This is a genomic window from Yoonia sp. (assembly GCF_030731595.1).
GTDB lineage: Bacteria > Pseudomonadota > Alphaproteobacteria > Rhodobacterales > Rhodobacteraceae > Yoonia.
In genome coordinates, this window is record NZ_JANQTS010000064.1 from 84,342 (window position 1) to 97,217 (window position 12,876).

The window sequence follows — 12,876 nt, forward strand, 5'->3', positions numbered from 1 at the left end:
CTTTCAATCGTTGCGCGACAGGATCACGCGATGTTCTGCTTGGCCTGTGTAGCGTGTTTGGACGCAAAATGTCTTGCCCTGATCCCCACCACTGAGGCCGACCGCCGCACTGGTACAAAAGAGCGTACTGAAATCATCGCCGCCAAAAGCCGGGCAGGACGTTTGACGGCCCGCAAAACTGAAACTTTCAATGAACTGCCCCTCAGGGTCGTAACCGGCCACGCGGCCCATGCCCCATTGAGCATTCCAAAGGTTGCCACTGGCATCCACGACAGCGCCGTCAGGGCGGAAATCGGTTCCTGCCAGGTCGATATGCAAGACAGGATCACCCACGGGCCAGCCCTGAGCATCCAGTGCCACACGCATGATCTTTTGGGTCGGGGTGTCGGTGAAATAGGCGGTCCGCCCATCGGGTGCAAAACAGATCGCATTGGATATGGTGATTGGCGCGAAAAGCCGACGCAATTCGCCTTTGTAGTAGCGATAAATCGCGCCTGCACCTACTTCGGCATTGATACCCATCGTGCCGATCCAGAACCCGCCCTGCGGATCGGCCCGCCCGTCGTTCGAACGGGTGACGGGGTTATCCGCCTCTAGCGGCACAATGACTTGGTGATCGCCTGTCGTAATGTCGAAATGGCGCAAAGCATTGCTGGTTGCGATCAAAAGGGTGTTCTGGTCCAGCCAACCTGCTGCGCTCACATAGTCCTCGAACTGCCAAAGCTGGCCTTTCCTGTGGAGCCGCTTTCCAAGAATATCGAACCAGAAGAGTTCCTTGCGGGTCGGATGCCACAGCGGGCCTTCGCCCAGTTCGCATTGGGTATCGTCGTAAATCATTGCGCGGCTTCATCATAGGCCGCGACCATATCGCGGGCGCGGGCTGTGACCTCCGCCACGGTAAAGCCGGGCTTGTAAAGTGCTGATCCGATGCCGAATCCGTCTGCTGTCGCGGCCATCCATTCCGCAAAATTATCCGCGCCAGCACCGCCGACGGCATAGACAAGCGTGCCTTTGGGCAGCACTGCGCGGATCGCCTTGATCCCTTCGGGGCCAATCAGGCTGGCGGGAAAAATCTTCAGTCCGTCCGCTCCGGCTTTCAGCGCGGTGAAACATTCGGTCGGGGTCATGACACCGGGCCAGCTTTGCAGCCCCGCTGTCTTGGTGGCGACGATGACGCGCTGATCACAGTTGGGCGAGACGATCAACTTGCCGCCCGCATTGGCAACCCGGCCCACATCATCGGTGGACAAGACCGTGCCTGCGCCGATCAGCGCATCTTGTCCGTGCGCATCGGCCATCGCCTTGATGCTGTCAAAGGGATCGGGTGAATTCAGCGGCACTTCGATCTTGGTGATGCCGGCGGCGATCAGGGCGGCAGCGATAGGGGCGGCCTCGGGCGGGGTCACACCGCGCAGGATGGCGATCAACGGGCGGTCCATATATTATCCTTTCAAACGCTTGTAGGCGGTAGTGAGGCCCGCAAGCGTTATCGCCTTGGCGTTCACTTGGGTTGCAGGGGCGGCTTGCGTGGCAAGGGCATCGACGTAGAGTTTCGCCAATCCGCTGTCGCCGATCACCGCGATTTGCTGGCCCAGCCAATAGGGTTTGGCCGCAGCAAGTTCCGCCCCGATCAAGAGCCCCGACAATTGTGCACGCGCCGTCGTTCCTGCCATATCATGCAACAGACCATTGGCGCGCAACGAAAACAGACGCGCCGCCAACCGTTCGGGACGTGCAATCGCCTGCTCCAGACCGGTCAGAAAGGCGGCATCATCCCAGCCTGCACTTGCCACCGAATGGCGCAGGACTGTGTGTTTGGCGATGGTGTCGAACAGTTCTCCGGTCATGAAGGTCTGAAAGCTGACGACCTCGTCCGCACTGATATGCACCCATTTGGTATGGGTGCCAGGCAAGCAAATCACACCGTCCCAGCGTGGGTTGCGGGCCAGAAAGCCGCTGATCTGGGTTTCTTCGCCGCGCATGACATCGGCGGGGTCCACCTGCTTGATGCCGGGAATGACATGGACTTGCAGGTTAGGGTCTTGGGTCGGCGCGCGCACAAGCCCTTCGGGTAAGGTGGGGCAAGGGACTGCGGCATAGGGTGCCTCGACCCAGCCTTGCCGCGATCCGACCATGCCGCAGGCAATGACTGTCGTGGGCTTGCTGATCCACGCGCCTGCAACGGCCAAGAGTGCCGGCTCGAACCCCTCGCGGGCCAGTTTGCCCATGCCCTGATCGGATGAGGCTTCGGCCAGCACATCGCCAGAGGCGGACATCGCCCATGCACGCATATTGCTGGTGCCCCAATCGACGGCAATCCAATCTGCTGTGACCCTGCCGCTTGTCATCCGGTTCCCACCACGCCTGCGTCAATCACCATTGTCTGCCCCGTCATCATTGCCGAAGCATCAGAGGCCAGAAACAAGGTGCCACCTACCATATGCTTGGGTTGAATAAAGGTCTGCAGGCATTGTTTCTGCAAAAAGGCCGCCTTGGCATCGGGCGTGGCCCACATCTTTTCCTGTTTTTCGGTAAAGACCCAGCCGGGTGCGATCGCATTGACCCGGATGCCTTTGGGGCCCCATTCGCGGGCGAGTGCGCGGGTCATGCCCATGATGCCAGCGTTGGCGCTGACATAGGGCACCATACCTGCGGCCCCCATCAGATAGGTGATCGAAGAATAGTTGATGATCGACCCTTTGGGGCCCATCAGGCTGGCGGCCTTTTGGCAGGCAAAGAAATAGGCCTTGAAGTTGATGTCCTGCATCTGGTCCCAGATGTCGGTTGTGATCTGCATCGCGTCATAACGCATGTCGTTGGCGGCATTGTTGACCAGCACGTTCAGCGGGCCATGTGCGGCAACGGCCTGATCCATCGCCGCCTGAAGGGCGGTGGTATCGGTGATGTCGCATTGGATGAAAAGCGGGCGGTTGCCGTGGTCGGCCTCCATCTGGTCCGCGAAAGCCGTAGCATCGGAACGCCCGACAAAGGCGACCCTGGCCCCCTGCGCCAGAAAACCTGCCGTTAGTGCAGCACCGATCCCGTTGCCGCCGCCGGTGATAAACACCGACGCGCCGTTCAGATCATGAAAGGTTGCGTTCATAGCCGCGCCCCTTCCAAGACCCACATCCGTTCCGGGAATGACCAAGGCAAGGTCACGCCGTGGCGCATCAGATAGGCGCCTGAAAGCTCCAGCGCGTCGGTTTTGAGGGCGGTCGTGCCGCGCGACAAATGGTGCAATGTGTTGCGGTTGGTGAGGACGATCCGGTAGGTCGCGGCAGGGTCCAGCCCTGTCAGTCGCAAGGGGCGCGGTGCGATTTGCGCACTTGTCGCGGCCTTGCCTGCAAAGACCACAAAGCGGTCCTTGGCACGGGCCAGTTGCTGTTCGGCGATCACCGCAGGGTCGGGGCTGTCCAGCCGCAGGATATCGGCAGTCTGCATCCAGTGACGGTTGTCTTTCCACCAGCGGGTCACTTCCGTCAGTATGGCCGTCTCGCTTTCGTTCAATTCGCGCGGGTCCATCTCGAACCCCATATGGCGCTGTGCTGCGACCCACGCGCGAAAACTCATATCAAGGGTACGTCCAGAGGTGTGGCATTGCCTTGGGCCCACATGGCTGCCGGTCACCGAAAGCGGCAAGAACAGGGCGGCATCATGCTGGATGCGCAGCCGTTCCAATGCGTCGTTGCTGTCAGAGAGCCAGACCCGCTGGGTGCGCTCCAGAATACCGAAGTCGATGCGCCCGCCGCCCGAAGCACAGGTTTCGATCTCGACCAAAGGGAATGCGGCACGCAGCCGGTCGATCAGTGCGTAAGACCCGCGTGTTTGGGATGCATCGGGCATCGGCAGCACACGGTTGTGGTCCCATTTGATATAGTCGATTTCGTTGTCGCGCAGGATCGCGGACATGCGGTCGTATAGATATTCTCGCACCTCGGGCAGCGCCATGTTCAGCGCCTTTTGCTGACGTCCCAGCGTTTGATCCTCGCTGCCCAAGACCCAATCGGGATGGGCGCGGTGAATGTCGCTGTCCTCGTTGATCATCTCTGGTTCAAACCAGATCCCGAATGTCATGCCGCGACGATGCACATGGTTGATCAGCGGCGTCAGCCCGTCGGGGTATTTGCGCGGGTCCACGGTCCAGTCGGACAGGCTGCGGGTGTCGTCGTCGCGATTGCCGAACCAGCCGTCATCCAGCACAAAGCGTTCCGCCCCCAAGGCCGCAGCCCGATCAGCGATGTCTTGCAACTCGGGGATCCGGTGGTCGAAATAGACGGCTTCCCAGCAGTTGTAATGCACAGGGCGGGGTGCATCGGGTTTCGGCCATGTCACAATGCGGTCGCGCAGATGGCGTTGGAAGGACACCGCGCAACCGTTCAGGCCCGTGTCGGAATAAACGATATAAAGCGGGGCGGTCTTGAACTGTGTCGCCGGTTCAATTTCCATCCGCGCGGCATGGCCCCATTGGATCTGGCGGCGGCCATCCTGCAATTCTTCGGCGATCATCCGGTGGCCACCCGACCAGCCGTAGTGGAAGGCATAAGCCTCGCCCTCGGTATTCGTGGCCCCCCGGCAAGGCACGATCAATCCGGGAAAGTGTTCGTGGCCGGTGCGCCCGGTCCGGTTTTCGCGGTAGCGCATACCAGCGGACCAAGCGGTGCGTGACAGTTGGAATTCACCGCACCAGCGGCCGGAAACGTCAATCATCTCGTCCGATTGCTGCGGAGCGGGCAGAACGGGGGCGGCCAGCCAATGCAGATGCATCGGGCGATCCGCCTCAAACTCGGTCTGACAGGTGATGACGTGGGTTTGCGGGTCTGACCGGAACGCAAACTTCAGACCCAGACGGTTTTGCGGGTCCCAATAGGACAGATAAAGGAAGGTCGCAGTCTGCGTAGCATCCTCAAAGCAGAATTTAGGCAGCAACGGTGTGCCGTCTGTATCCCTGACAATCAGACCGGGCTGGCCGGGAAAACTGCGGCTGGCCTCGGGGGACAACGACAGGTCGGGGTTCTGGTCCAGCATCCCGCCTGTCACATCGATCACATGGGCTGCATGCAGCGTGTTGAGGTCCTCTGCCTCAGGCAGGGATGCGCCCCAATAGACCACCTCGGGGAGCCGGTCGTTGCGGGCCGCCAAGACAAGTGTCTGGCGACCATCATCGATACGATAAGTTCTGTTCATCTGATCTTACTTTACGGCCCCGAGGGTTAGGCCTGCGATGAAGTGTTTCTGCATCAGAAAAAACATCGCCACGGGGGGAAGGGCTGCGACAATCGAACCCGCACTCATCAGGTGATAGGCGGCGCGGTATTGGGCGTTAAAGCTGGTGATGCCAGCGGTGACGGGCTGGCTTTCGGGGCCTTGGGTCAGGACCACCGCCCAGAAATAATCGTTCCAGATGAAGGTAAAGATCAGCACGGCCATGGCGGCGATCGCGGGCTTCATCAGGGGCAGAACGACATAGAGGAAGATGCGCCATTCGGCGACGCCTTCGACGCGGGCGGCCTCGATCAGCGGAAACGGCAGGGCGCGGATGAAGTTGCGCATAAAGAGGGTGGCAAAGCCGGTCTGGAAGGCGATGTGAAACAGAACAAGACCTGTCTTGGTGTTGTAGAGTCCCATGTCTACGGTCAGGTCGCGCACCGGAACCATCAGGATCTGGAAGGGCACAAAGTTACCAGCGATGAACATAAAGAAAATCAGCAGGTTGCCTTTGAATTTATAGACCCCCAGCGCAAAGCCGGTCATGCAGGCCAGCGCCACCGTGCCGATCACGGTGGGCACAGTGATCATCACAGAGTTCAGCAGATAGCGCGGCATGTCGCTTTCGAAAAAGACCCGACCGTAGTTGTTGAACAACTCGAAAGACGAAGGCATCCCCCAATAATTGCCATTGGTGAAATCGACATCGGGCTTGATCGAAAAGATCATCACCGCGATCAGCGGCAGCAACCACAGGATCAAGGCAAACGGCAGCAGGGTCTGATAACTGATCTGGACCGCGCGCGAGGATTTCTGGACAGGGGTCGGGAACATCTCAGCGCGCCTCTTTTTCGTCTTGGTACATCGACCACAGGAAGTAAGAGATAAAGACCAGCATGATCAGGAACAGGACCACCGCTATGGCAGCGGCGTAGCCATATTGCAGCCCCCGTTCGCTCAGCGATTTTTCAAAGACGTAGAACGACAGCACGCGGGTCGAGCCGAAGGGTCCGCCGCCTGTCATGATCGACACAAGGTCAAAGCTGCGCAGCGCCCCGATGATCGTAACGACGAAGGCGATGAAGGTGGCAGGTTTGAGTTGCGGGATGATGACATACCACAGCATCTTGCGGCCTTTGGCGCCATCCAGCCGCGCCGCTTCGACCTGTTCGGGGTCAACGGCGTTCAGGCCCGTGAGGTACAGGATCATGCAATAGGCAGTCTGTGGCCAAAGCCCTGCCGCGATAATCCCGTAGGTCGCCGCTGTCGGATTCCCCAAGACACCGCCGCGAATTTCCAGACCGAACCAGCCCAACATGATGCTGAACAATCCGTCATTGGGCAGGTAGAACCACGAGAAAACAAGGCCCACGACGACTTGGCTGATTACAAAGGGGAAAAAGAACAGCGACTTGTAAATGCGGATGCCGCGCACTGTCTGGTTCAGGAAAAGGGCGATAAAGAGCCCGCCCGGAATGGCCAACAGATAAAGCAGCAGCCATTTGAGGTTATTCCACAGCGAGATGTTGAAATTCCGGTCCGCCCGTTCGCCGTTCAGGCCAAAAAGCTTGTTGTAGTTCTCCATCCCGACATAGGTGCCGTTGGTCTCGATATCCCCCAGCCCGTTCCAGTCGTAAAGCGACAGGCTGAAGCTTTGGTAGATGGGGGCGATCACATAGATGAAAAAGAACAGCACGCCGGGTGCAAGGAACAGCCATGGGGTGATGGCGATCTCGTTGCGCTTGTACCAGCCGCGTGTTGGCAAGGCCGCGCTATCGGAGGAGGTGGACATGAGGATTCCTCTTTCCCTGTGGGCGCATGTGAAAGCGTCAGTAACCGGCGCTTGCAGATAGGCGAGGGGGGAAGGGTGCACAGTTGCCTGCGCACCCCCCTTTTGGTCTTAGTAGATATCTTCGCGGGCTGCTTCCAGACGCTCGAGGATGTCCTCGAGGTTGGCTGGGAACACCATGAATTCCTGGAAACCTTCCATGGCAACGGCGGCCATTTCAGCAGGGGCATCACGGTCAAAGAACTGGGCAATACCGCCCGGTGCTTTGTTGGAAAGCATATCAAAGCCTTCGTTCAGGAACTTGTCGTCATCCACAGAAGACATGGCGTTGACAGGCAACTGGCCAAGGTTCGATCCATTGTTGATCAAGGTCTGGTTCTCGGCCGAGACAACAAACTTCAGGAACTCGCGGGCCGCTTCCTTGTTTGTTGCCCCTGACGGGATGTGGAACGTGTCTGTTGGTGCATCTTCACCCTTTGGAATGCCGGGTGTGATTTCGACGAACTGGTAGAAGTCCAACTGATCGTCGGTCAGGCCAGCTTCGCGCAATGGTGCCACAGCAAAGTTACCCATCAGGTAAGAGGCCGCTTCGCCATTGACCATGAAGGGCAGGGCTTCCTGCCAGCTATAGGTCTGGTGGTCGTCGATAAAGGCGCCCATGTCGATCAGCTGCTGCCAGTTTGCGAATGTCGCGCGGACTTCGTCAGAGGTCCAGCTTTCTTCGCCATTGGTCAGGCGTGCGTGGAAGTCATAGCCGTTGGTGCGCATGTTCAGATAGTCGAACCAGCCGCCTGCGGTCCAAAGGAATTTCGTGCCGATGGTGTAGCACTTTACGCCATTGTCGAGCAGAGTCTGGCAGTTGGCCAGTTCTTCAGCCCAAGTCGTAGGCTCGGACAGGCCGTATTGGTCAAAGATGTCTTTGCGATAGTACACGCCCCACTGGTAATAAGTGTAAGGCACGCCGTACTGGGCGCCGTCGATGGTCAGCGCACCTTTGGTCGATGCGAGCTCTTCGCTCATCTGGCCTTCCCAGATGTCGGACACGTCCTCGAAGAGACCCGCTTCGACATATGGCAGCATGCGGTTGGCGGCATACCAGTTCGCAACGTCTGGCGCATTGGCGGTCAGGAAGTTGCGGATCTGGGTCTTGTAGGCCTCACGGTCAATGACCGTAAGCTCGATGTTCAAGTCTGGGTGCATCGCGCCAAAACGCTCGACCATGCCTTCCATCACTGCGCGTGGCGCAGGGTTGGACATGTCCGAAAAGATGACCAGATCGCCCGAAAGCGATTGTGCATAGGTCTGTGTCGCAGATGTCGCCAGACCAGCAGCAACGAACGCCGCGAGCGACGTTTTAAGAATGGAATGCATAGTGTCCTCCCTGGTGCTTCCATAGTGTAAACCGCGCTTCATAATGGTTTCATTATTTGAAACTTGGTTTTGGATATTGATACTAAACCGCGAACAGGCTAGGTTTGTCAACAGTCGAAGGCGGCACCGAGCGGGAGGTCAGTGTCAAAAGCCGAAATCGACGCCGGAAAAACTGGGGGAGAAACGATGGCAAGGGTGACCGGGGACGGCACAGTCGGCAAGGCACTAGAGGTGCTGGATCAGGTCGCGGCCTTTGGGCGGCCTGTGCGCTTTAGCGAATTGCTGGACAAATCGCCCTTTCCCAAACCAACCCTTTACCGGTTTGTGCAAACTCTCACGAGCCAGCAGATGCTGTCCTATGATCCCGAGCGGCAGACCTATGCGCCCGGTGTCCGTCTTGTACGACTGGCGCACGCAGCCTGGGAGCAATCCACCCTTGCGCCGATCGCACGCCCGCATGTTGATGCGCTGAGCAAAGCTGTCGGCGAAACCGTGCATCTGGCACAACTTGATCATGCGCAGGTGCTTTACATCGACAAGCGTAACGCGGGCAATCCGGTCCAGATGTATAGTCAGGCCGGCAAGGTCGGACCGGCCTATTGCACCGGCGTCGGCAAGGTGATGCTCGCCTTCTGCGACCCCAAAGTGATTGATTCCGTGATCGAACAGCAGTCATTCCACGTCTTTACCCCCCATACAATCGCCACGCCTGCTGCGCTGCGCGATGAACTGGCCGATATCCGCGCCCATGGCTACGGATTTGACCGCGAAGAACACGAGCCGGGAATCATCTGCGTTGCGATGCCGATCCTGTCGGACACCGGCCGCGTGTTGGGCGCCTTGTCGGTGACCAGCACCACCCGCAGAACAAACCTTGCAGGGCTAGAGGCCTATGTGCCGATCCTGCAAGAGACCGCGAACCATATTTCACAGGACGCCCAGAACTGGAGCTTTCCTGACTATGAAACACCAGAAGCAACAAGGATCTAGCCCATGTCAGGTGTCACGCTGAACAAAGTCATCAAGCGCTACGGCGATGTCCAAGTCATTCACGGCATTGACCTCGAGATTGCAGATGGCGAGTTCTGCGTCTTTGTCGGTCCTTCGGGCTGCGGAAAATCGACCTTGCTGCGCATGGTGGCGGGGTTGGAGGAAACGACCGAAGGCGCAATGCATATCGGCAGTCGCGAAGTGACCCGCATGGACCCGTCAGAGCGGGGCGTGGCGATGGTGTTCCAGACCTACGCGCTTTATCCGCATATGACGGTGCGCGACAATATGGGCTTTGGTCTCAAGATGAACGGCCACCCCAAGGCCGAGATCGTCGAAAAAGTGGCCGAGGCTACACGCATTCTGAAACTTGAGCCCTACCTTGATCGCAAACCTGCCGCCCTGTCTGGTGGCCAGCGTCAGCGCGTGTCGATTGGCCGTGCCATCGTGCGCGGGCCAGAGGTGTTCTTGTTCGACGAACCGCTGTCAAACCTCGATGCCGAATTGCGGGTCGAGATGCGGGTGGAGATCGCGCGCCTGCACAAGGAAATCGGCGCGACGATGATCTATGTGACCCATGATCAGGTTGAAGCGATGACCTTGGCGGACAAAATTGTCGTGCTCCGCTTGGGCCGGATCGAACAGGTAGGAGCGCCGATGGACCTGTATCGCGACCCCGACAACAAGTTTGTCGCCGGTTTTATCGGCTCGCCTGCGATGAATTTTGTGAATGGTACGGCGATGGCGGGCGGCGTCGATGCGCCGGGCCTGGGCGCACGATACGAGGGGTTGGTGAGCACCGCCTTTGATGGCAAAGCGGTCACGGTCGGTGTACGGCCCGAGCATATTGCAATTGACCCCGCGGGTGACACGCATCTGGTTGAACTGACGGAAAGCCTTGGCGGTGTGTCCTTTGCCTATCTCACAGGTCCGACGGGCGAGCGGATCGTCGTGGAAGAACGCGGTGACCATCGCACCGCCGAAGGTGCGACAGTCGGGATCAACATCGAAGCCAGCCGTATCTATCTGTTTGATGCCGAAACCGAGGCACGGATTCGGCACGAGCAGGCGTAGGTCTCGCCCACTTTACCGTTTGCCGTAGTAAAGCCCGACCACATGTTCCGCCTGCGCAAAGAACAGCCAGCGCAGGCACAGCACGCCTGCGATATGGCTAAGGACCGCGATCGCAGCAACGACGTGGTTGTTGAAAAAGAACAGCAACAAAAGCACAGGAAGGGCAAAACCCAGAACCAGCGTGATGACACGCAATTGCTGCGCATGCTTGCGCCCCACTTGATGGATGAATTCGCGCATCAGATAGTTGGTGCCCGTGTGCGGCGGTTCAAAGGCGCGGACTTTGCCGATGTGACCAAGCCCGGTGGCGGTGGCCATCGTGGTGCCAGACTGGGCGAGCCGCACATCCCCGCCCATCCAAGCGTAGACTTGCAGGAGACCCGCGATGCCAAGCAGAACAGCCGCCATCGTCTTCTGATTGGACAATAAGGCCCCGCCTCCGACAGACAGCAGCAGATACATCGCAGGTGTGGTCCAGTGCCGCCAGCGCGGAACAGTCTTCATCTGCGTGTAGATCATCGAGGTCGTGAAGACGACGCCGAGCGAGGCCAGGCCGCCGATGATGCCCACAAAGGCCAGCCGCGTTTCCGCAAAGACCAACCCCGCCCCGTAAATTGCCATGACGAGCAACGCGAAAACCGCGCAGACACCTTCACGGCTGAGCCAGCTTGTTTTCCACTGGCTGAAGGCTTTGAGCGCACGCTCGGGGTGCCCAAGGTGGAACGTCGAGGCGATCAACCCGCCGACCGCCAGAAGATAGGCGATGGTGAACCAGATAAAGGCGCCCAGACCTGTCGGGACAAGCGCGCCAAGTCCGAGCCAGAACAGCAGGCCAAAGCCCAGACCCGAAAACGTATTGAAGAGGATAACTGAGGTTGCGGGATGCATTATTTGGCACCTCCGGGCAGGGCAGACAGGGCTTTGTCCAGCCAGCCCACAAAGCCTTTGCCGTCGCTGGCGATGGGTTCAAGGTAAGGGGCCAGAACGTCGAATTCGGGCATCACGTCCTTTGGGCGGGGTGGCAGGTATTTGTTCACGGGCTTGGTGCCTTGTTCCGGCATCAGATCAAAGCCGCCGCGTTCGGCAACAAGGATGCTGACATCGCTGGTTTCGTCCCCCAGATCGCCGAAGTGCCGCGCACCTGCAGGACAGGTCCGCACGCAAGCGGGCTGGCGGTCTTCTTCGGGCAGGTTTTCATTATAGATCCGGTCCACGCAGAGGGTGCATTTCTTCATCACCCCTTCTTTGGCGTCCAACTCGCGTGCCCCGTAAGGGCAGGCCCATGCGCATAAACCACAGCCGATGCAATCGCTTTCGTTGACCAGCACGATCCCGTCTTCAGACCGTTTGTAGCTTGCCCCCGTCGGACAGACCGTCACGCAAGGCGCGTCTTCGCAATGCAGGCAGGATTTGGGGAAGTGGATCAACTGCGCGGCACCCTGTTCCGGCTGCACCTCATAGGAATGCACACGATTGAGGAATGTGCCTGACGGGTCAGCCCCATAGGGGTCCTGGTCGGACAGCGGCGCGCCATAGTTTTCGGTGTTCCAGCCTTTGCAGGAAATCACACAGGCATGACAGCCCACGCAAGTATCCAGATCAATGACAAGGCCGAGTTTCTTGGTGGAGGGTGGTGGCAGTTGGGTCATACTGGTGCCCTTTCGTTTCGGGGTGACACGCATTTTTGGCAAAATGCGTGGCCTCCGGCGGGGATATTTAGGCTCGGAAGAAGGGAGGGTGTGTGCATCCCAACAGGCTGTTCTTTCTCTGGGTCCCATGTGACGATGAACCAGATGAAACTGCCCAGAGTAAGTGCCAGGAAAGCGGCGATCAGGAGAAGGACGCGCGCGTTGCTCATCATAGGTCTCCTGCGTGAATGAAGCCGGTGCCGTCCGCTGCGACAAAGAGCGTGAGGATCGCTGTGGGGCCGGCTGTTTCGCTGATGGCAACGCCGATGACATCAGTCGCGACATGAGCGGTCGGGAAAGTTGATGCGATCCGCATGAGGGTGTTTCGTGCGGCAGGATCTATGTCCGCTAACGTAACATGATCGGGCAAATCAACGTGATCAAGCGGGATCAGGTATTCGCCATCCGGCGCCATCACGGAACGGCGTTGCAATCCCGCATGCAGTGGCGCATCGGCGAAAGCGCCGTCAAACGCCTTTGCCAGCAAGCTGCGCGCGTAGCTTTCCGACACAGGCGCGACCTTGTACCCCTGTGCATTCAGCACGAGTGATCCACCGACTCCCAGAACCGCAAGCAAGGCCAAGCCCGCCAAAGCCCCTATCCGCGTTGCGCGCCGCATCACTTTCCCACCTTCCATTCCAGATGGTCGGGTGCTTGCGGCACGGGCGATTTGAGCGCAGGCAGGACTGGTTGCGCCTCGTTGGGGACGGCTGATTTCTCGATTTTGACACGCAGGTCGAACCACGCCGCCTGTCCGGT

Annotated in this window: 13 protein-coding genes; 2 read left to right on the top strand and 11 right to left on the bottom strand. The window is 58.9% G+C overall.

Annotated elements, in window-relative coordinates; genetic code table 11:
* Positions 1-3 precede the first annotated feature (3 nt).
* From NWQ23_RS06830 to NWQ23_RS06865, 8 genes are all read right to left on the bottom strand, one after another.
* On the bottom strand, positions 4-837 hold the full coding sequence (locus NWQ23_RS06830) for an SMP-30/gluconolactonase/LRE family protein (RefSeq protein WP_306165507.1): 834 nt from the start codon (positions 835-837) through the stop codon (positions 4-6).
* Positions 834-1,439 carry a 2-dehydro-3-deoxy-6-phosphogalactonate aldolase gene (locus tag NWQ23_RS06835; protein ID WP_306165508.1) on the bottom strand — a complete coding sequence of 202 codons (606 nt, stop codon included), beginning with the start codon at positions 1,437-1,439 and terminating at the stop codon, positions 834-836. Before NWQ23_RS06835 ends, NWQ23_RS06830 begins: the two co-directional genes overlap by 4 nt.
* Positions 1,440-1,442: 3 nt before the next feature.
* The gene (locus NWQ23_RS06840) at positions 1,443-2,348 is read right to left on the bottom strand and encodes a 2-dehydro-3-deoxygalactonokinase (RefSeq protein WP_306165509.1); all 906 of its coding nucleotides are present in this window, start codon (positions 2,346-2,348) and stop codon (positions 1,443-1,445) included.
* Complete coding sequence (locus tag NWQ23_RS06845) at positions 2,345-3,103, bottom strand: SDR family NAD(P)-dependent oxidoreductase (RefSeq protein WP_306165510.1); 759 nt, start codon at positions 3,101-3,103, stop codon at positions 2,345-2,347. Before NWQ23_RS06845 ends, NWQ23_RS06840 begins: the two co-directional genes overlap by 4 nt.
* Entirely contained in the window at positions 3,100-5,184 is a 2,085-nt protein-coding gene (locus NWQ23_RS06850; protein ID WP_306165511.1) for an alpha-galactosidase, read from the bottom strand. The genes NWQ23_RS06845 and NWQ23_RS06850 overlap by 4 nt, the downstream gene beginning before the upstream one ends.
* 6 nt (positions 5,185-5,190) lie before the next feature.
* The gene (locus NWQ23_RS06855) at positions 5,191-6,039 is read right to left on the bottom strand and encodes a carbohydrate ABC transporter permease (RefSeq protein WP_306165512.1); all 849 of its coding nucleotides are present in this window, start codon (positions 6,037-6,039) and stop codon (positions 5,191-5,193) included.
* Position 6,040: 1 nt separating this feature from the next.
* Positions 6,041-6,997: a carbohydrate ABC transporter permease gene (locus tag NWQ23_RS06860; protein ID WP_306165513.1), complete on the bottom strand. Its 957-nt coding sequence runs from the start codon at positions 6,995-6,997 to the stop codon at positions 6,041-6,043.
* Between the two features lie 108 nt (positions 6,998-7,105).
* A complete protein-coding gene (locus tag NWQ23_RS06865) occupies positions 7,106-8,365 on the bottom strand; it encodes an ABC transporter substrate-binding protein (protein WP_306165514.1) in 1,260 nt (419 codons plus the stop codon).
* 186 nt (positions 8,366-8,551) lie between these two features.
* Between NWQ23_RS06865 and NWQ23_RS06870 the strand changes: the two genes are divergently transcribed.
* Positions 8,552-9,355 carry an IclR family transcriptional regulator gene (locus NWQ23_RS06870; protein WP_306165515.1) on the top strand — a complete coding sequence of 268 codons (804 nt, stop codon included), beginning with the start codon at positions 8,552-8,554 and terminating at the stop codon, positions 9,353-9,355.
* A 3-nt stretch (positions 9,356-9,358) separates the two neighbouring features.
* Positions 9,359-10,429, top strand: coding sequence for an ABC transporter ATP-binding protein (locus NWQ23_RS06875; protein ID WP_306165516.1), 1,071 nt, complete (start codon positions 9,359-9,361; stop codon positions 10,427-10,429).
* Between the two features lie 12 nt (positions 10,430-10,441).
* Here NWQ23_RS06875 and NWQ23_RS06880 read toward each other — a convergent pair whose 3' ends face one another.
* The 3 genes from NWQ23_RS06880 to NWQ23_RS06890 form a co-directional block, all read right to left on the bottom strand.
* Complete coding sequence (locus NWQ23_RS06880) at positions 10,442-11,317, bottom strand: DmsC/YnfH family molybdoenzyme membrane anchor subunit (RefSeq protein ID WP_306165517.1); 876 nt, start codon at positions 11,315-11,317, stop codon at positions 10,442-10,444.
* Positions 11,317-12,078, bottom strand: coding sequence for a 4Fe-4S dicluster domain-containing protein (locus tag NWQ23_RS06885; protein ID WP_306165518.1), 762 nt, complete (start codon positions 12,076-12,078; stop codon positions 11,317-11,319). Before NWQ23_RS06885 ends, NWQ23_RS06880 begins: the two co-directional genes overlap by 1 nt.
* 208 nt (positions 12,079-12,286) lie before the next feature.
* Positions 12,287-12,736 (bottom strand): hypothetical protein, encoded by a 450-nt coding sequence (locus NWQ23_RS06890; protein WP_306165519.1) that lies wholly within the window; start codon positions 12,734-12,736, stop codon positions 12,287-12,289.
* Positions 12,737-12,876 lie beyond the last annotated feature (140 nt).

What these genes read in the sequence shown, in the direction of transcription:
- NWQ23_RS06830 (WP_306165507.1), bottom strand. Translation starts at nt 837, where the DNA reads ATGATTTACGACGATACCCAATGCGAACTGGGCGAAGGCCCGCTGTGG.
- NWQ23_RS06835 (WP_306165508.1), bottom strand. Translation starts at nt 1,439, where the DNA reads ATGGACCGCCCGTTGATCGCCATCCTGCGCGGTGTGACCCCGCCCGAG.
- NWQ23_RS06840 (WP_306165509.1), bottom strand. Translation starts at nt 2,348, where the DNA reads ATGACAAGCGGCAGGGTCACAGCAGATTGGATTGCCGTCGATTGGGGC.
- NWQ23_RS06845 (WP_306165510.1), bottom strand. Translation starts at nt 3,103, where the DNA reads ATGAACGCAACCTTTCATGATCTGAACGGCGCGTCGGTGTTTATCACC.
- NWQ23_RS06850 (WP_306165511.1), bottom strand. Translation starts at nt 5,184, where the DNA reads ATGAACAGAACTTATCGTATCGATGATGGTCGCCAGACACTTGTCTTG.
- NWQ23_RS06855 (WP_306165512.1), bottom strand. Translation starts at nt 6,039, where the DNA reads ATGTTCCCGACCCCTGTCCAGAAATCCTCGCGCGCGGTCCAGATCAGT.
- NWQ23_RS06860 (WP_306165513.1), bottom strand. Translation starts at nt 6,997, where the DNA reads ATGTCCACCTCCTCCGATAGCGCGGCCTTGCCAACACGCGGCTGGTAC.
- NWQ23_RS06865 (WP_306165514.1), bottom strand. Translation starts at nt 8,365, where the DNA reads ATGCATTCCATTCTTAAAACGTCGCTCGCGGCGTTCGTTGCTGCTGGT.
- NWQ23_RS06870 (WP_306165515.1), top strand. Translation starts at nt 8,552, where the DNA reads ATGGCAAGGGTGACCGGGGACGGCACAGTCGGCAAGGCACTAGAGGTG.
- NWQ23_RS06875 (WP_306165516.1), top strand. Translation starts at nt 9,359, where the DNA reads ATGTCAGGTGTCACGCTGAACAAAGTCATCAAGCGCTACGGCGATGTC.
- NWQ23_RS06880 (WP_306165517.1), bottom strand. Translation starts at nt 11,317, where the DNA reads ATGCATCCCGCAACCTCAGTTATCCTCTTCAATACGTTTTCGGGTCTG.
- NWQ23_RS06885 (WP_306165518.1), bottom strand. Translation starts at nt 12,078, where the DNA reads ATGACCCAACTGCCACCACCCTCCACCAAGAAACTCGGCCTTGTCATT.
- NWQ23_RS06890 (WP_306165519.1), bottom strand. Translation starts at nt 12,736, where the DNA reads ATGCGGCGCGCAACGCGGATAGGGGCTTTGGCGGGCTTGGCCTTGCTT.